Raw genomic sequence first — 19,124 nt, 5'->3', positions numbered from 1 at the left:
CCATGCCAAGCCCACTCCGCCGGCTCCTGCTGGCTCCCCTCGCCCTCTGCCTGCCCCTGGCCCTGCTGCAGCCCACCGCCGGAGCTGCGGACGACCCTCTCCCGCCCGACCCGCTCTCGGTGCCTGCGCCCGTGGAACCGCCGACGGTCGAGGACATCCCCGATCCCCTGGGTGTCAAGGGCGGGAGCGTGAGGCGGTTCCGCGCGACCACCGACGCGGAGCTCTCCGCCGGAGCACGGGCCACCGCCCGCGCGGGAGCCACCGCCGACGCGACCCTCACCGCAGCAGTCGCGGTGGTGCCCAGCCGTCCCGTGGCGCTGCGGGCCCTCGTGCTCGCCGTCGACGACGACGACCTGGCCCTGCCGCCCTGGCGCGCGACCCTCGACCGGGTCGGAGCCGCATACGACGTCGTCCACGTCGCGCAGACGCCGCTGACGCGGGACTTGCTCGTGGGCCCCGACGGTGTGGGCCGCTACAACGCGGTCCTGCTGAGCAGCACCGGCCTCCTCCACCCCGCCGCTGACGGCAGCTGGGTCAGCGGGCTGGACTCCGCCGAGTGGAACACCCTGTGGGACTACGAGCGGGAGTATGCCGTGCGCCAGGCCACGCTCTTCGGCAGCTACGGCACCTGGCCCGAGGAGACCTGTCTGCGGACGGCGGGTGAGGGTGGTGTCGACGAGTCCGGCATCACGGCCACGCTGACCCCGGAAGGGGCCGCGATCTTCGACTACCTCAACCCGGCCGCCCAGGTGCCGGTGCAGCTGTCGTGGGTCTACCGGAACCAGATCGCCCCCGGGTGCGCGGCCCAGCCCGTCCTCGTCTCGGGCGGCGACGTGCTGGGCGCGACGAGCACCACGCCTGACGGCCGCGAGCAGATGGCGCTGAGCTTCTCCAGCAACGAGCACCTGCTGCAGTCGCACCTGCTCACCTATGGGCTGTTCCGGTGGGCCAGCCGGGGGATGTTCCTCGGCGAGCAGCGGCACTTCCTCAAGCTCGACATCGACGACTACTTCAACTCCAGCGACCTGATGCTGGAGGACCTGACGCTCGACCCCGACGGCTTCCGGATGACGGGGGACGACGCGCTCAACGTCAAGGTGCAGCAGGACCTCCTGCGCGCCGAGCACCCGGTCGCGAGCGACTTCCGGCTGACGCTGGCCTACAACGGTGAGGGCGTGAACACCTCGACCGCCGCCAGCTGCACCGGTGGTGGGGAGGGTGAGCTCGTCGCCGCGTCGCTCTGCGTCAAGAACGACGTGGAATGGCTCAACCACACCTTCAGCCACCTCAAGCTCAACTTCTCCGACTTCCGGTCGACGCGGCTGGAGATCACGCGCAACCGGCAGGTGTCCAAGGCGCTCGGACTGGCCGCACCGAACGCGGTGCTCAAGACCGGGGAGTACTCCGGGCTCGGCGTCTACCACCCCGACCCGACCAACGACATCGACCCCCCGACCGACCACGGGCTGATGGCGTCCAACCCGGCACTCATCGAGGCGGCGGTCGCGACGGGTGCGACATACCTGCACGGCAACATGTCCTTCCCCAGCCACGTGCCGGACTGCTTCAACTGCAACATCGCCCACCCGATGGACCCGCGCGTGAAGGTGGTGCCTGACTGGCCGACGAACATCGCCTACTTCAGCGCCACGCCGGCGCAGGAGACCGCGTTCTACAACTGGTTCTACGGTCCGGACGGAAGGTTCCCGTACTGGTCGGTCGACCAGACCTACGACCAGGTCATCGACCACGAGAGCACGGGCGTGCTGCACCGCGTCGCGATGGGCTCGATCTACAGCAACACGATGCACATCCCGAACCTGTCCGACTACGGCGGCGGGCGCACGCTCGCCTTCGACTGGGCCGGGGCCGTGGTGGGCAAGTACGAGTCGTACTACTCCGTGCCGCTGCTCTCCCCGACCTGGCCGGTGCTGGCGCAGACCACGAGCGTGCGCAACGGCCACTACGCCATCAAGGACCAGGTCCAGGCGACCTGGATCCCGGCTGCGGGGGCGGTGCGCATCACCTCGACGACGGCGGGCCAGCTGCAGGTCACCGGCATGCAGGCACCCAAGCGCACCACGTACGGCAGCAGCATGATCTCGACTGTCACCCTCAAGGCCGGAGCCACCACCGCGTGGGCCGCCCGGCCGCTGCCGTGAGCCCACGCACGTGGTCGGCAGACGGGTCAGGCGCATGCTCGTGATGCTGATCGTGCTGGTGGCGGGGGCGGCGCTGGTCGCCCTCGCCGCCGGGGGGTTCGGCGCCGGCGGGCGTGGCTCCGGCGGGTCCAGCGCCGGCGGGACCAGCGCCGGCGGGACCGCGTCACTCCCCACGGACGGGGTCCGCTCGTGGGTCTACCAGCTGCAGGGCTACCCGGGCGGCCAGCTCGACGACGTCGTGGCCGCCCCGCACGACCTCGCCGTCATCGACCTGGCCCGGGATGCGCAGTCCGGCTGGTTCACCCCCGAGGAGATCGGGCGGGTACACGGCTCCGGCAAGGTCGTCCTCGCCTACCTCGAGATCGGCGCGATCGAGGACTTCCGTCCCGAGGCGGCGGCGGTCCGCGCCTCGACGGACGACCTCGTCCTCAACCGGTGGGAGGACTGGCCGGAGGAGCACTTCGTGCGCTACTGGGAAGAGAGCTGGTGGGAGCTCGTGGTCCGACCCCGCCTGGACCAGGCCCTGGCCGCCGGCTTCGACGGGGTCTACCTGGACACACCGCTGGCCTACGAGGAGCTCGACCGGTCCATGGTGCCCGGGACCTCGCGCTCCGAGCTGGCGCGGCGGATGGTGGCGCTCATCGAGCGGATCTCCGCCTATGCGAAGGGGCATGAGCCCGACTTCTGGGTGGTTCCACAGAACTCGCCGGAGCTGCGCACCATACCGGGGTATCTCGAGGCCGTGGACGGGATCGGCATGGAGGAGCTCTTCTTCCTCGCCACCGATGAGCCGTGCACCCAGGAGTGGTGCGTCGAGAACCTCGAGCACACGCGGGCGCTGCGGCGGGCAGGCAAGCTGGTGCTGGCCGTCGACTACGCCGACCGGCCGGCGCTCGTCGCTGAGGCCTGTCGCAGGTATGCCGAGGAGGGCTTCGTCGGGTACGTCACCCGGGTGGAGCTCGACGGGGTCAGGCCGCCCTGCGGGTGAGGTCGGCTTGGCCTCGTCGTCCTCCGCTGCGCAGGCGTCCTGGACACCTGTGCGCCGGCGTGCTCGACATCTGCGCGCCGGCGCCCTGGAGATCCGGCACTGAGCGGACACGACCCGGCATCTCCCGTATCGGCGCAGGCCTCTGCACCCGACCCGCCGGGTCGGGTGCAGGGCGGGGTCGTCAGACGTGCCAGGTGACGCCGGAGCGGTCGATCGTGCAGGTGAGGTCGTTGTCGTGGACGTGCTTGTGGTGGGGTTCGCAGAGCAGGGCGAGCTTGTCGAGGTCGGTGGCCCCGCCCCGGCTGAACCAGGGGTGGTGGTGGGCGATGGTCCACTGCGCGGGCACGGAGCACCCGGGGAAGGTGCACCCCTGGTCGCGCAGGTAGAGCGCCTTGACCTGGGCAGGGGTCGCGAGCCGGACGGCGCGGCCGAGGTCCAGGACCTGGCTGTCGCCGCCGAGGACGACGGGGATGATCTCTGCCTCGCAGGCCATCTTGCGGACCTGTCCCGGGGACAGGGTGACGTCGTTGAGGGAGTGCCCGACGCCGGCCAGGGCACCGAGCAGCTCCGCCAGCCCCATGACCACGAACAGGGTGGCCCGCGCCATCTGCGGGGTGCCCTCCGGGCAGGTGGTGCCGCGGCCCAGGACGGTCATCAGGGCGTCGAACCGCCGCTCCGTCGGCGTCCGCTCGTCGCGGGTCCCGTCGGGGCCGGGCTGCGGGCGGGCGAGCTTGGAGTCCAGGATCCCGGCGATGACGGCTGCGTGCTCGGCCGGGGCGTCGATCGTGAACCGGGTCAGGCCCTTGCCCAGCGGATGGGTCTGGACGCCGCGCATCCGGTGGGCGGTGCGTTCCCGCTTCTCCTTCTCCTGCTCGTCCAGCACCCCGGCCAGGAAGAGGTCCGCGGCCCGCCGCAGCCCGGCGTCGTTGATGGAGGCGTCGGCCGCGGCGCGCAGCAGGATCGTCAGGTACGCCTCGTAGCGGTCGGCATCCAGGCTCGCGCGGGCCTTGCGCAGTGCGCGGGTGATGACCTCGGCCCGCCGGGCCGGCACCCGACCCCCGGCCACCGCGTCCCCGATGGGGGCGTTCTGCCGGTCCTCCGTGCAGGCCCGCGCTACGACCGCGAGCTGCGCGAGCTCGGCCCGCCCCGCCCACGGGCAGCGCTGGGCGAGCCAGTCGACCAGGCTCAGCCCGGTGGCGGTGTGCAGGCCCCGGGCGCACGCCTCCCGTGCCAGGGTGAACCCGAGCGCGTCCAGACGGACCCGGGCCGCCGCGACCGACTCGAGAGCCTGCACGACCTCGGCGTCCAGCACCCGCGCCACCGCACCATCGGTGACCGCGTCGCCGGCGAGGTCCAGGGCACGCTCGGCACCGCCCAGCCCGGCCAGCACCTCGTGCCCGGCCGCGACCAGGTCCTCCGCGGTCAGCGAGGCGACCGCGTCGGCGAACCGTGCCTCCACCTGCGCCTCGTCCAGCCACGGCCCCAGGTCCGCCAGCTGCGCCTCCGCCAGGGCCCGCGCCGCCACCCTCTCCTCCTGCGACAGGACCACCGGCTCCACGGCACCCAGCAGCTCCCACCCTGCCGCCGCTGCCACCACCGATGTACTCATGAACACACTCAATCAGCCAGCACCGACAGACCCCCTGACCTGCGCCGATGCCCGAACGATGGTCAGCGGTCCGTCGCCACCATGGGGGCTGCACCATGAGCGCTGCACCAGGAGGGGACCCGGGTGACGGCCGGGTCCCGGAGACCCGCCGCCGACCACCTGATACTCGTGCCCCCACGACCCACGCCCTCACGACCCGCGCCCTCACGACCCGCGCCCTCACGACCCGCGCCCTCACGACCCGCGCCCTCACGACCCGTGCCCTCACGACTCGCGCCCTCACCCGCACGGACCGACGCCGTGGGGGGTCTGTCGGCGCCCGCGGATAGGGTCGCCGACGTGACCCTGATCGTGCACCGCGGCGTGAGTACCGACGTGCTGGCCGACGGCCTCAGCACGCTCCTCGCGAGTCCCCTCGAGGACCCGTTCGCCGAGGAGGTCGTCGCCGTGCCCGCGCGCGGGGTCGAGCGGTGGCTGGCGCAGCGGCTCTCCCACCGGCTGGGCGCCGGCCAGGGCGAAGCCCGGCACGACGGCGTCTGCGCGGGGGTGCGCTTCTTCAACCCGCACTCGCTCGTCGCTCTCGTCCTGGGTATCGAGCGCGACGACCCGTGGCACCCGGACCGGCTGGCCTGGCCGGTCCTGCGCGCGGTCGACGCGAGCCTCGGCGAACCGTGGGCGCAGACCCTCGCCACCCACCTCGGCCACGGCGAGACCGGCACCGAGGGCGAGCTGCGCAGAGGCCGGAGGTATGCCGTGTCCCGCCGGCTCGCGGGGCTCTTCGCCGACTACGCGTCCCAGCGGCCGGCGCTGCTCGCCGACTGGCGCGCCGGGGGGTCCGGCGACGGCCTGGGGGGTGAGGTCGACGACGACCTGGCGTGGCAGCCCGAGCTGTGGAGGAGGGTGCTGGCGGACGTGGCCGCCGAGGCGCCGGACGAGCGGCACTCCCGGGTGGTGCAGGCTCTGCGCTCGGGCCAGCTCGACGACCTCGAGCTGCCCGGCAGGCTCTCCCTCTTCGGCCACACGCGGATCTCCCGGAGCGAGGTGGAGGTGCTCGCCGCGCTCGGGGAGCACCGCGACGTCCACCTCTGGCTGCCGCAGGCCTCGCCGGCAGCCTGGGACTCGCTCGCGGGCGGGGCCGTCGCAGGCCCCGTGCCGCGCGCCGAGGACCGCTCCGGCGCCGTGGTGCGGCACCCCCTCCTGGCGAGCCTGGGCCGCGACGCCCGCGAGCTGCAGCGCACCCTCGCTCTGGCGAGCGCGGTCGACCAGCCGGTGGACGGCGACGGCGGGGCCCGCACCGCCCCTGCCGCCGCCCCGGCCCCTGCCGCTGCCCCGGCCCCTGCCGCCGCCCAGGCCCCCACCGCGCTGCTCGGCCAGCTGCAGTCCGACCTCGCCGGCGACGCGCCGCCGTCGGACGAGGAGAGACGTTCCCGCGAGATCGGGGTCGACGACCGCAGCGTCCAGGTCCACGCCTGCCACGGGCAGACCCGGCAGGTGGAGGTGCTGCGGGACGTCCTCACCGACCTGCTGGAACGCGATCCCACCCTGGAACCGCGCGACATCCTCGTCATGTGCCCCGACATCGACGCCTACGCCCCGCTCGTCCACGCGGGCTTCGGCCTCGGCGACGTGGTCCTCGGCGATGCCCACCCTGCGCACCGGCTGCGGGTGCGGCTCGCGGACCGGGCACCGCTCCATACCAATCCTCTCCTCGCGCTGGCCGACCGGCTGGTCGAGCTCGCCGGCGGACGGCTCACCGCGGGCGAGGTACTGGACGTGGCCCGCAGCGGACCGGTGCGCCACCGCTTCGGTCTGGACGACGACGCGCTGGACCGCCTCGGCGACTGGGTCGAGGCCGTGGTGATCCGGTGGGGGCTGGACGGCGAGCACCGGGGCGACTACGGCCTGAGCTCCCTCGTGCAGAACACCTGGCGTGCTGGCCTGGACCGCGTGCTGGTGGGGGCCGCGGTCGACGGTCAGGACACCGACCACCTCGGGACGACGCTGGCCCTGGACGACCTCGACAGCGGCGACCTCGACCTGGCGGGTCGCCTCGCCGAGCTCGTGGGCAGGCTCGGCGACACCCTGCAGGGGCTCCGTCACGCCGACACCGTCGACGAGTGGGTCCGGGCGCTGCACGAGGGGGTGCTCGGGCTGGCGGACGTCTCGTTCCGCGACGCCTGGCAGGCGACCCAGCTCGAGCGCGAGCTGTCCCGGATCGTGGCCGCCGCCACCCGTGCCGACGCGTCCGCGCCGTCGCTGTCGCTGGCGGACGTCCACGCGCTCCTGCGCGAGCACTCGGCCGGGCGCGCGACGCGGTCCAACTTCCGCACCGGCACGCTGACCGTGTGCACGATGGTGCCGATGCGCTCGGTCCCGCACCGGGTCGTCTGCCTCGTCGGGATGGACGACGGCGTCTTCCCGCGCCGCACCACCCCCGACGGTGACGACGCGCTGGGCAGGCGACCGGTCACCGGCGAGCGCGACCTGCGCAGCGAGGACCGGCAGCTGCTGCTCGACGCCGTGATGTCGGCGGGCGAGACCCTCGTCATCACCTACACGGGCGCCGACGAGCACACCGGTCAGGAGCGGCCCCCCGCCGTCCCGCTCGGGGAGCTGATCGACGCCGTCCGGGCGACCGCCACGGGCCAGGGGGTCGACACGCTCGTGACCCGCCACCCTCTGCAGCCCTACGACCGCCGCAACCTGGGCGCACCTGCCACGGAGGACGCAGCGCTCCTCCCCCACGACCTGCCGTTCAGCTACGACCCTGCCGCGCTGGCGGGTGCGCTCGCGCTGCGGGCCGAACCGGTCGAACCGGTCCCGGTGGCCGCCTACCTCCTGGCCGACAGGTCCAGCACCGAGGTGGCCCTGGACGACCTCCTCCGCTTCTTCGACAACCCCGCCCGGGCCTTCCTCCGCTCGCGGCTCGGCCTGGTCCTGCCCGAGGTGCCGGAGCGGCGCGACACAGGGATCCCCATCGAGCTCGGCCCCCTCGAGAGGTGGGGTGTCGGGGAGCGGATGCTCCAGGCGGTCCTGGCCGGCCGGCCGGGGGACGTCACGGAGCAGGCCGAGCTCTGGCGCGGCGGTCTGCCCCCCGACGCCCTCGGCACGGTGGCGATGGCCTCGATCAAAGACGAGGTGCTGGCCCTGTGCGAGGCCACCTGGCGCTCCGTCGGCGGGGGCGGCTGGGGAGAGGCTCTCCCCCGGGAGAGCGTCGACGTCGACGTCGCCCTCCCCGGCGACCGGCACCTCGTGGGCACCGTCGCCGGCATGGTCGGGGTGCACGCCCTGACCGTCACGTCCTCCACGCTGAGGGCCAAGCACCGGTTGCGTTCGTGGATCCTCTCGCTCGTGCTGGCCGCCTCCGGCGAGGAGGGTGCGACCAGCCTGCTCGTGGGCAAGCACTACTGGGGAAGGGGCGACAAGAGCCCAGCCCTCTACACCCACGGGCCGCACGAGCAGCAGCGTGCGGTCGAGCTCCTGAGCCAGCTGGTCGATCTGCGCGACCGCGGGCTGCGCGAGGTCGTCCCCCTTCCCGTCGAGACCAGCTACCACTGGGCGGAGACCTTCCTGCGGACGGGCAAGGAGACGCTGGCGCTCAAGCAGGCTGCCTCCGGTGGGTGGGTGACGCCCGACAGCGGCTACGGCGGTGGCAAGGAGCAGGACGACCCCTCGTGGCTCCGCGTGCTGGGTTCCCAGGCGACCCTCGCCGAGGTGGCAGGGACCCCACGGCCCGACGAGCTGTGGCACCCGGGAGCGACCTCCCGCCTGGGCCAGCTCGCCCTCCGGGCGTGGGGACCGGTCCTCGGCGACGGCGCCGAGACGATGAGGAGGCCCTGACGTGGACCAGTTCTCCATCCTCGACCCCCTGCCCAGCGGGACGGTGCTGCTCGAGGCCAGCGCCGGCACCGGCAAGACGTGGACGATCGCGGCGCTGGTGACCCGCTACGTCGCCGAGGGCGAGGTGACCCTGCAGCAGATGCTCGTCGTGACCTTCAGCCGCGCCGCCAGCCAGGAGCTGCGGGCCCGGGTGCGCGAGCAGCTGGCCGAGGCCGAGCGGGTGCTGGCCGGCCGGTCCGCCGCCGACCCCGGCAACGAGATGCTCACCCAGCTGCTCGACTGCGAGCCTGAGGAACGGGCGCGCCGTCACGCCCGGGTCCGGGACGCGCTGACCGACTTCGACGCCGCCACCATCGCCACCGTCCACCAGTTCTGCCACGAGGTCCTGCGCAGCCTCGGCGTCGCCGGCACGTCCGACGCGTCGGCCCAGCTGGTCGAGGACCTCGGCGACCTGCGCGTCGAGGTCGTCGACGACCTCTACCTGCGCGGGTTCCGGATGGACGCCCGACCCGTCTTCTCCCGGTCTGAGGCTCTCAAGATCGCCCAGGAGGCGGTGGAGGACATCCACGCGCAGCTGCGCCCCACGAGCGCGCAGCCCGGGTCGACCCCGGCGCGGCGGGTCGGGTTCGCCGAGGCCGTGCGCGCCGAGCTCGACCTGCGCAAGCGCCGCCTGCAGGTGATGCACTACAACGACCTGCTGACCCAGCTCGCCGACGCGCTCGAGAAGCCCGACTCCCCTGCGCGCCAACGGATGCGGCAGCGCTGGCAGGTGGTGCTCGTCGACGAGTTCCAGGACACCGACCCCGTCCAGTGGCAGGTGCTGGAGCGCGCGTTCGCGGGCCACGCGCGGGCGATGGTCCTCATCGGCGACCCCAAGCAGGCCATCTACGCCTTCCGCGGGGGCGACATCGTCACCTACCTGGCCGCCGCCGAGAGCGCGGACCACCGCCTGACCCTGCCGCGCAACTTCCGGTCCGACAAGGGCGTGGTCGACGCCCTGACCGTCCTGCTCCAGGGCGCCGAGCTGGGCCACCCGGAGATCGTCGTGCGCCCGGTGACACCGGTCTGCACCTCCGCCCGCCTGCAGGAGGCACCCCACGGCGCGCCGGTCCGCCTGCGCCAGGTGCTGCTCGGCGAGCACCTGGCCGACGACGACCGCATCGGCGCGACCCGGGCCCACATCACCCGCGACCTGGCCCTGGACATCGCGGCCCTGCTCACCTCGGGGGCCACCTTCGACGGCCGCCCCCTCCAGGCCCACGACGTCGCCGTGCTGGCCCACAAGGGCAAGGACCTGCAGGCGGCCCAGCGGGCGCTGCGCGAGGTCGGCGTCCACGCCGTGAGCGCCGGCGGCTCCAGCGTCCTCGACAGCCCCGCGGCCCACGACTGGCTCACCCTGCTGGAGGCGATGGTGGCCCCGCACCGCTCCGTGCTCACCAGGGCGGCGGCCCTCACCGACCTCCTGGGGTATGCCGTGCCTGACGTGGATGCGGGCGGGGAGGCGCTCGACGACCTGCTCGCCCAGCTCATGCGCGAGCTGGCGGCCGTCTGCACGCGGCAGGGAATCGCCGCCGTGCTCGAGCGCCTGACGGCCGACGGCCTGACCAGACGGGTGCTGTCCCAGGTCGGCGGGGAGCGCGCCCTGACCGACGTCAAGCACGTGGCGGAGCTGCTGCACCAGGCCGGTCGTGAGCAGCAGCTCGGGCTCGTCGCCCTCCTCGACTGGCTGCGGGCCCAGATGTCGGAGGACGCCCCCACCTCGACGGGGGCACGCACGCGGCGCCTCGACAGCGACGCGGCCGCCGTGCAGCTGCTCACCATCCACGGCAGCAAGGGGCTGCAGTTCCCGGTCGTCTACCTCCCGACCCTCACCGACCGCAACGTCCCGGACACCCCGACGATCCCGCTGTGCCACGACGACCCGCCGGAGCGCACCCGCTACCTCGACGTCGGCGGCAAGGAGGGCCCGGACTGGGCCGACTCGGTGCGCCGCCACAAGGTCGAGGACGCGGGCGAGTCGCTGCGCCTGCTCTACGTCGCCCTCACCCGCGCCCAGTCGCAGGTCGTCACGTGGTGGTCCCCGACCGCCCGCAACGGAGGCCCCTCCCCGCTCCACCGCGTCCTGTTCGGCCGCGAGCCGGGCGCCGGTCCCGTCCCGCAGACCGCCAGGGTGCCCAAGGACGACGGCTGGGCGACGGACCGGCTGCGGGCGTGGGCGGACCTCGGCGCGTTCGCGCTCGAGCGCGCCGACCACGCGCCCGCGGAGGCCGTCCCCCACGACGACGACACCGCGGCGCTCCGGACGGGCTCGTGGACCCGGCGCATCGATGCCGACTGGCGGCGCACGTCCTACACCGCGCTCTCCACCCCCCGCGACGACCAGGGCCACGAGCTCACCGGCGGGGTCGGGAGCGAGCCCGAGGTGACGCCGCGCGAGGACGAGCCGGACACCCCCGACACGGTGGTCGAGGAGACGCCGGTGCTCCCGGGGCTGCAGGCCGCCGCTCCCGGCGCCGACGTCCCGTCCCCGATGGCCGACCTGCCGGTGGGCGCCACCTTCGGCTCGCTCGTCCACGGGGTGCTCGAGCACGCCGACCCGCAGGCACCCGACCTGCGCTCCGAGCTCCTGCGGCACGTGCGCGAGCAGCTGCTCCAGTGGCCGGTCGAGCTCGACGCCGAGGAGCTGACCGACGCGCTCGTCGCGGTGTGCGACAGCCCGCTCGGACCGCTCGCCGGGGACGCGACCCTGCGGCAGGTCGGACGCCAGGACCGGCTGTGCGAGCTCGACTTCGAGCTGCCGCTGGACGGCGGCGACCTGCGGCGCCGGACCGCCCTCGCGGAAGGACCGGTCCTCGGCGACCTCGTGCCGCTGCTGCGCGACCACCTCCGCGCCGGCGATCCCGTGCGGGCCTGGGCCGACGTGCTCGACAGCACACCGGACCTCGCCGGTCAGCGGCTGCGCGGCTATCTCACCGGCTCCGTCGACGTGGTCCTGCGCACCGGCGGCCGCTACCTCGTCGTCGACTACAAGACCAACTGGCTCGGGCGCACCGAGGAACCGCTGACGGCGGCGGACTACCGTCCTGAGATGCTCGCCGAGGCGATGGGCCACTCCTCCTACCCCCTCCAGGCGCTGCTGTATGCCGTGGTCGCGCACCGCTTCCTCCGCTGGCGCCTGCCGCGCTACGACCCGGCCCGCCACCTGGGCGGGGTCCTCTACCTCTACGTGCGCGGGATGTGCGGCCCCGACACCCCGGTCGTCGACGGGCACCCGTGCGGCGTGTTCTCGTGGCGTCCCCCGGTCGCGCTGGTCACCGCCGTCTCCGACCTCCTCGACGGACGGGGAGAGGAGGGAGCCGCATGACGATCCTGGAGACCTTCGAGCCGACCGGTGCCCACGACCGGCGGCTGACGCTCGGCACCGACGGGACGCTCACGCCGTTCAACCGGGCCGGCGTGCTCACCGCCGCCGACGTCCACGTCGCCCGGACGCTGGCCAGGGCGGTGCACGAGCAGGACGAGACCGCCGTCCTGGCGGCCGCCGTCGCGACCCGCGCCGTGCGCTCGGGCTCCGTCGCCGTCGACCTCGCGGACCTCGCCACCGCCGGCGCGGCCGCGCTGCCCGACCTGCCGTGGCCGGACCCGGGCACCTGGACCTCGGTGGTCGCCGACAGCGCCCTCGTCGCGCAGGGCGCGCTCGTCGTGGACCACGGGCTCGTCTACCTCCAGCGCTACCACCACCAGGAGGTCCAGGTCGTCGACGACCTCCGGGCCCGGGCGGCGCTGGGGGCCCCGGCCGTCGACGAGGACGTCCTGAGCGCAGGGCTCGCCCGCATCTTCCCCGGCGAGGGGTATGCCGAGCAGCGCGCCGCCGCGGAGGTCGTCGCCCGCTCGCGGACCAGCGTGCTCACGGGTGGTCCGGGAACGGGCAAGACGACGACCGTCGCGGGCGTGCTCGCCCTTCTCGCCGAGCAGGCCGCAGCGGCCGGCGAGCGTCCGCTGCGCGTCGGCCTGGCCGCACCGACGGGCAAGGCGGCGGCCCGCGTGAAGGCCGCGGTCGACAGGGCTCTCGGGGAGATCCTCGAGCGCACCCCCGACCCCGGCACCCGCGGGGTCATCGAGCCGCTGGGTGAGGTCGAGCCGTCGACCCTGCACCGGCTCCTGGGGTGGCGACCGGACAGCCGCACCCGCTTCCGGCACCACCGGGCCAACCGGTTGCCGCACGACGTCGTGCTCGTCGACGAGGCCTCGATGGTCTCGCTCACCCACATGGCGCGGCTGCTCGAGGCGCTGCGCCCGCAGGCCCGGCTCATCCTCGTCGGCGACGCCGACCAGCTGGTCTCGGTCGACGCCGGCGCGGTGCTCGCCGACCTGGTCGCGGGTGTGCAGGTCGCCGCCGACCCGCCCGTGGCGATGGCCCGGCTGCGGACGGTGCACCGCTTCGGCGAGACGATCGGCGCGCTCGCCGAGGCGCTGCGCGAGGGGGACGCCGACGCGGTCGTCGCGGCGCTGTCCGCCGGCAGCGGGGAGGTGGAGTGGGTCACCGGGCCCGACCCCACGGCATACCTGCGGCCCCTGGTCACCCGGCACGCCCGTGCGGTGCTGGCGGCGGCGCGCGACGGCGACGCCGACCGTGCCCTGGCGGCGCTCGGGCGGCACCGGCTCCTGTGCGCGCACCGCGAGGGACCGCACGGGGTGCGGACGTGGAACCACCTCACCCAGGTGTGGCTCGGCGAGGAGACGGGACTGACCTTCTACGACCCGATGTACGTCGGGCGGCCGCTCCTGGTGACCGCGAACGACTACGCGACGGGCGTGCTCAACGGCGACACCGGCGTGGTCGTGCAGTCGCGCAAGCCCGACGGCACCCCGGTGCGGATGGCCGTGGTGGAGGGCGCGACGGGGGCGCACCGCTTCGCCCCCAGCCGGCTCGGCGACGTCGAGACGATGCACGCGATGACGATCCACAAGGCGCAGGGCAGCCAGGCGGAGGAGATCACCGTCCTGCTGCCCGAGGCGGACAGCGCGCTGCTGACGCGCGAGCTGTTCTACACGGCGGTGACGCGGGCGGAGAAGAAGGTCCGGGTCGTCGGCGGTGAGGACGTCGTGCGCGCCGCCGTGGGGCGTCGGGTCGTCCGCGCGAGCGGGCTGCGCCAGCGGCTCGGTCAGGCCTGAGGGCCGCGGGTTCCTGCCGTCCTCACCCCGAGGACGGAACCGCAGCGGCCTGCTCGACACGGGTCTGCGCGACGTCCGAGAGCGCCGGGTCGGCCGGGGCCCCCGAGCGGGCCCGGAGGGCGTAGAGGATGCAGACGAGGTCGACGAGCTCCTGGGTGAGGGCACCGGCGACCGCCGGGATGTGGCCGAAGGCCGCCACGACCATGAGGCCGAGGCTGAGCGCGACGCCGATCCAGATCGCCGTCAGCGCGACCCGGTAGGTGTGGCGCCCGATGTCGACGGCCTGCACGACCTTGGCGATGTCGTCGCGCATGATCACGACGTCAGCGGCCTCGCTCGCCGCGGTCGACCCGCGCGCACCCATCGCGATCCCCACCTCGGCCACCGCGAGGACCGGCGCGTCGTTGACGCCGTCGCCCACCATGATCACCGGGCGGTCGGGCATCTGCGCGACCAGCCGGACCTTGTCCTCCGGCAGCAGGTGCGCGTGCACCTCCTCGATGCCGGCCTGGTCCGCGAGCATGCGCCCGGTGGCCGTGTTGTCGCCCGTGAGCATCACGACGTGCGCCAGCCCGCGCTGTCGGAGCGCGGCGACGACCGCCGCGGCGTTGGGCCGCAGGGCGTCGGTCAGCACGAGGTTGCCGGCGAACCTGCCGTCGACGGCCACCGACACCGCCGTGTGCCCGGGGCCGAGCTCCGCCTGGTGCGCCAGGGGGTCGGTCTCCTGGACGAACGCCAGCTTGCCGACCAGGACCTCCCGACCCTCGACGTTCGCGGCCACCCCGTGGGCGGGCACCTCGGTGGTCTCGCTCGCGGGGGCCACCCGCAGCCCCCGGGCCAGCGCCGTCCGGGTGATGCCCTCGGCCAGCACGTGCGGTGAGTGCTGCTCCGCGGCGGCGGCCAGGCGGAGCACCTCGTCGGGCTCGAACCCCGGGGCGGCGTCCACGCGCGCGAGCTCGGGGCGTCCGTGGCTGAGGGTCCCGGTCTTGTCGAACGCGACCGACCGGGCCCGGGCCAGGCCCTCCAGCGTGGCGCCACCCTTGACGATGACACCGGCGCGGGCCGAGCGGCTCATCCCGCCCATGAACGCCACGGGCGCCGCGATGAGCAGCGGGCAGGGGGTGGCCAGGACCAGCACCTCGGCGAACCGGACCGGGTTGCCGGACAGCCACCACGCCAGCCCGGCGATCAGCAGGGACACGGCGGTGAAGGGCACGGCATACCGGTCGGCGAGGCGCACGGTGGGTGCCTTGGCGTCCTCGGCCGCGGCCACGAGCTGGAGGATGCGCTGGTACTGCGAGTCGGCCGAGGTCGCGGTGGCCCGCATCCGCACGGCGCTCGCCCCGTTGACCGCGCCGCTGAGCAGCGACTCCCCGCGCCCGCGGTGCACCGGCAGGCTCTCCCCCGTCAGCGAGGACTCGTCGAAGCTCGCCTCGTCCTCGAGCAGCACCCCGTCGACGGGCACGAGCTCCGCGGGCCGGACCAGGAGCAGGTCGTCCACCGCCACCAGCCCGACGGGGACGTCCTCGACGGCCGTCCCGTCGACGACCCGGTGGGCGCGCTGCGGCGCCCGGTCCAGCAGGGCGGTGAGCTCCGCGCGGGCCCGGCCCGCGGCATACTCCTCCAGCGCCTCCCCGCCCGAGAGCATGAGGACGATGATGACGGCGGCGACGTACTCCCCGACCGCGATCGTCGCGACCATCGCGACGACGGCGAGGACGTCGAGCCCCCAGTGGCCGTGCAGGATGTCGCGCAGCATGGACACGGTCGTGCGGGCGACGACGAGGCCCACGAAGACCGTCGCGGTCCACCGTGCAGCGCCCGGCTCGCCCAGGCCAAGCAGGACGAAGACCACCGCACCCACGACGAGGGTGATCCACACGAGCGGGTAGCGCCTGAACGGGCCGACGAGCGTCCCCATGATCCAGTCCTACCCCCTCGGGACGTCGGAGGCCAGGCAGGGGAGGCTCCCCTGCCTGGCCCCCACCACCTCACGCCGCGGCCAGCCCCTCGGCCGGGCTGACCCTGACGGCCCTCCGGGCGGGCAGGACGCTGGCCAGGACCCCGGCCAGCAGGGCCACGCCGACGATGACCGCGACCCGGCCCCACGGGACCGCGAGCTGCAGCGGCACGTCGTCGGGGAGCACGGTCTGCACGCCGAGCGCGGCGTAGCCCAGCCCGAGCAGCACCCCCACCAGCGCACTGACCAGCGCCAGCAGGATGCCCTCGACGAGCAGCATCGCGCGCATCTGCCCGCGGGTCAGACCCAGGCCGCGCAGCAGCGCGTGCTCGCGGTGCCGCTCGAGCACCGACAGCGACAGCGTGTTGGCGATGCCGACCACCGCGATGAGCACGGCCACCCCGAGCAGGGCCGTCGTGACGAGCACCAGCACGTCGAGGACCTGCGTGACCACGGCCCGCTCCGCCGCGGACCCCTCGACGTGCAGCCCGTGCTCCTCTGCGACGTCGCCCACGGCGCCCATCGCCTCCCCGACGTCGGCGTCGTCGGCCAGCCGCACGAGGACGGTGCCCTCGGCCACCGCGTCCCCGCCGAGAGCCGTCAGGTCGTCGGCGTGCAGGGCGAGGCTGTAGCCCATCGCGAACGGCACCACCTCCAGCTCGGCGCTCCCGCCCGCGCCGCCGACCTCGACCCGGTCACCGGGCTCGAGACCGTAGATCCCGAGCATCGCGTCGCTCAGGCCGAGAGTGCCGGGCACCAGCGACGCCAGCTGCTCGCTGCCCCGGAGGACGTCGCCGTCGCGGGACGGGTCGATGCCCACCGCCTCGGTGGCGCCGGCCTCTCCCACGCTCAGGTATGCCGTGTCCGCCGCGTGGGCGGTCTCCACCCCCGCCGCGGCGCGGACCTGGTCGAGCACGTCCGGGGCGACCGCGCTGGCGTCGACCCGGTCGGTGCCGTCCTCGGCGTACTGCGCGCCTGCGCTGACGACGACGTCGACCGAGTACTCCTCGTCGATCTCCCCCAGGGCGGTGCGCTGCCCGGAGGCGGCACCGACGGAGGTCATCGTGATGAGGGTGACACCGACGATGAGCGCCGCGCTGGTGGCGGCCGCCCGGCCGGGGTTGCGCACGGCGTTGTCCACGGCCAGCCGGCCCGGGACGCCGGCTGCCCGGGCGAGCACCCCCAGGACCCGCACCGCCACCGGCACGACGAGGACCGCCGCGACGAGCACGCCGACGAAGGACACGACGCCGCCGGCGACACCGACGAGCACGTCACGGGAGGTCGCGGCGTGCACCATCGCTGCCACGCCCCCGGTGACCAGCAGGAGCGCCAGGAGGACCCGCACCCGGCCGACCCGCTCCCTCTCCCCCGACGGGCCGGACGGGCGCAGGGCCGCGAGCGGCGAGACCCGGGTAGCCCGGACGGCGGGCCACAGGCTGGCCAGGAGCGTGACGACCGAGCCGACCAACAGCGGCACGAGGAGGACCGTGGGGGTGATCGCGAGGCCGTCCGGCAGCGGGATCCCGAGGCCCAGCCGGCGGCCGACCACGAGGAGCCCCAGCGCGGCGAGCAGGCCGGCCCCCACCCCGCCCGCCGAGGCGACCAGCCCGAGGACGACCGCCTCCAGGACGACCAGCGAGCGCACCTGACGGGTGGTCGCCCCCACCGCGCGGAGCAGGGCCAGCTCGCCCGTGCGCTGCGCCAGGGTGATCGTGAAGGTGTTGGCGATGACGATCGCCGCCGTCAGCAGCGCGACCGCGCCGAAGCCCAGCAGGATCGCCCCCAGGACGTCGGTGCCCCCGGTGAGCATGCTCACGCGGTCGGCGGCGGCCTCCGGACCGGTCATCACGGTGGCCTCCGGCACCGCGTCGGCCAGCGCCTCGCGGGCAGCGGCCTCGTCGGCACCCTCGGCCAGCTCGACCATCACCGACCCGTAGGTGAGCATCGGGTCGACCTGCCTCAGGGTGGCGTCGGTCGCCGCGAAGGCAGGGCCGAAGGAGAGCATCGGGTTCGTGTCGCCGAAGTCGGCCACGCCGACGACGTCGACCCCGGCCTGGTCCCGTGCCACCACCTCCTCCTCCGCGTCGAAGACGACCGGCGTCAGCCGCAGCTCCTCCCCGACGCCGACATGCTCGGCGAGCTCGGTGTTGACGACGACCTCGCCGGCCACGTCCGGCATCTCGCCCTCGACCAGGGTGGTTCCGGTGGTCGGCACCGAGGCCCCGGTGACCCACTCGTCCGGCGTGCGCTCGGCCGTCACGACGGTCTCGCCCCGCACCCCGGCGACCTCGTCGAGGGCGGAGGCGGCGTCATACCCGGCCGTGCCGATCCCGGACCCGTCGACGGTGAGGACCAGGTCGGCGTCGCGCACCCCCGCGGCGACGGCGTCCTCCATGCCCTGGCGCGCGGTGGTGAGCAGGGCGAGGCTGGCGGTGAGGAAGGCGACGCCGATGACGATGGCGACGGCCGCCGACAGCAGCCGGCGCCCACGGGAGGCGATCCCGGCGGTTCTCCACGACGTGGCCATCAGGCCCTCCCGAGGTCGCGCACGGCGGCGAGGACGGCGTCGACCTGCGGGGCGACGATCTCGCCGGCGACCTGGCCGTCGGCCAGCAGCACGACGCGGTCGGCGAGGGCGGCGGCGTTGGCGTCGTGGGTGACCATCACCACGGTCTGGCCCCACTCGTCGACCGAGCGTCGGAGCAGCGCCAGCACCTCGGCGCCCGTCGTGGAGTCGAGGGCGCCGGTCGGCTCGTCCGCGAAGATGACCTCGGGGCGGGTCACGAGCGCGCGGGCCAGCGCGACCCGCTGCTGCTGGCCGCCGGAGAGCTCGCCGGGACGGTGGCCCAACCGGTCCGTAAGACCGAGACCGTCGACGACCCGCTCCTCCCACTGCAGGTCCGTCCCGCGGCCGGCCAGGTCGAGCGGCAGCCGGATGTTCTGCCGCGCGGTGAGCGTCGGCAGCAGGTTGAACGACTGGAAGACGAAGCCGACAGCCCGCCGCCGCAGCGTCGTCAGCTGCTTGTCCGACAGCGAGGTCAGCTCGGTGTCGCCGAGGAAGACCCGGCCAGAGGTGGGTGTGTCGAGCCCCGCCAGCAGGTGCATGAGCGTCGACTTGCCTGAGCCGCTGGGCCCCATGACCGCGGTGAACCGCTGGCTCTCGACGCCGACGGACACCCCGTCGAGGGCGTGCACGGCGGTCTCGCCGCTGCCGTAGGTCTTGGTCAGGTCGACGGTGCTGGCCGCCAGGGCCGCTCCGCGTCGGGGGCCGGTCGCGCCCTGGGCCGGCTCGGTGCCGGTCGTGGTGGTCGTGCCGGTCGTGGTGGTCGTGCCGGTCGTGGTGGTCGTCATGGTGGGAACGCTAGGAGCCTGCGGGCGGACCTCGCG

9 protein-coding genes are annotated in these 19,124 nt (G+C 74.5%); 5 read left to right on the top strand and 4 right to left on the bottom strand.

What is annotated here, in order from left to right:
- The first annotated feature begins 2 nt into the window (after nucleotides 1-2).
- Together ACI3ET_RS06030 and ACI3ET_RS06025 are read left to right on the top strand one after the other, a co-directional pair.
- The gene (locus ACI3ET_RS06030) at nucleotides 3-2,162 is read left to right on the top strand and encodes an Agd3-related carbohydrate-binding protein (RefSeq protein WP_405032076.1); all 2,160 of its coding nucleotides are present in this window, start codon (nucleotides 3-5) and stop codon (nucleotides 2,160-2,162) included.
- A gap of 34 nt (nucleotides 2,163-2,196) precedes the next feature.
- On the top strand, nucleotides 2,197-3,150 hold the full coding sequence (locus tag ACI3ET_RS06025) for an endo alpha-1,4 polygalactosaminidase (protein WP_405032075.1): 954 nt from the start codon (nucleotides 2,197-2,199) through the stop codon (nucleotides 3,148-3,150).
- A 181-nt stretch (nucleotides 3,151-3,331) separates the two neighbouring features.
- On the opposite strand, the gene ACI3ET_RS06020 is transcribed toward ACI3ET_RS06025, so the two are convergent.
- Nucleotides 3,332-4,759, bottom strand: a complete 1,428-nt coding sequence (locus ACI3ET_RS06020) for an HNH endonuclease signature motif containing protein (RefSeq protein ID WP_405032074.1) — start codon at nucleotides 4,757-4,759, stop codon at nucleotides 3,332-3,334.
- A gap of 339 nt (nucleotides 4,760-5,098) precedes the next feature.
- Here ACI3ET_RS06020 and recC point away from each other — a divergent pair, with 339 nt between their 5' ends.
- Genes recC through recD form a run of 3 tightly spaced genes read left to right on the top strand, consistent with a single transcriptional unit; the run spans nucleotide 5,099 to nucleotide 13,774 of the window.
- Complete coding sequence (gene recC, locus ACI3ET_RS06015) at nucleotides 5,099-8,599, top strand: exodeoxyribonuclease V subunit gamma (protein ID WP_405032073.1); 3,501 nt, start codon at nucleotides 5,099-5,101, stop codon at nucleotides 8,597-8,599.
- Between the two features lies 1 nt (nucleotide 8,600).
- Nucleotides 8,601-11,963, top strand: a complete 3,363-nt coding sequence (locus tag ACI3ET_RS06010) for a UvrD-helicase domain-containing protein (protein WP_405032072.1) — start codon at nucleotides 8,601-8,603, stop codon at nucleotides 11,961-11,963.
- Nucleotides 11,960-13,774, top strand: coding sequence for an exodeoxyribonuclease V subunit alpha (gene recD, locus ACI3ET_RS06005; protein WP_405032071.1), 1,815 nt, complete (start codon nucleotides 11,960-11,962; stop codon nucleotides 13,772-13,774). Before ACI3ET_RS06010 ends, recD begins: the two co-directional genes overlap by 4 nt.
- A gap of 22 nt (nucleotides 13,775-13,796) precedes the next feature.
- Here recD and ACI3ET_RS06000 read toward each other — a convergent pair whose 3' ends face one another.
- The 3 genes from ACI3ET_RS06000 to ACI3ET_RS05990 form a co-directional block, all read right to left on the bottom strand.
- Nucleotides 13,797-15,695 carry a heavy metal translocating P-type ATPase gene (locus tag ACI3ET_RS06000; protein WP_405032070.1) on the bottom strand — a complete coding sequence of 633 codons (1,899 nt, stop codon included), beginning with the start codon at nucleotides 15,693-15,695 and terminating at the stop codon, nucleotides 13,797-13,799.
- 70 nt (nucleotides 15,696-15,765) lie between these two features.
- On the bottom strand, nucleotides 15,766-18,264 hold the full coding sequence (locus tag ACI3ET_RS05995; protein ID WP_405032069.1) for an ABC transporter permease: 2,499 nt from the start codon (nucleotides 18,262-18,264) through the stop codon (nucleotides 15,766-15,768).
- Nucleotides 18,264-19,088: an ABC transporter ATP-binding protein gene (locus ACI3ET_RS05990; protein WP_405032068.1), complete on the bottom strand. Its 825-nt coding sequence runs from the start codon at nucleotides 19,086-19,088 to the stop codon at nucleotides 18,264-18,266. The genes ACI3ET_RS05995 and ACI3ET_RS05990 overlap by 1 nt, the downstream gene beginning before the upstream one ends.
- Nucleotides 19,089-19,124: the final 36 nt, after the last annotated feature.

This window comes from Ornithinimicrobium jinqii, assembly GCF_045032595.1.
In the GTDB taxonomy this organism is placed as follows: domain Bacteria; phylum Actinomycetota; class Actinomycetes; order Actinomycetales; family Dermatophilaceae; genus Ornithinicoccus.
This window is presented reverse-complemented; position numbering and strand designations above follow the sequence as displayed.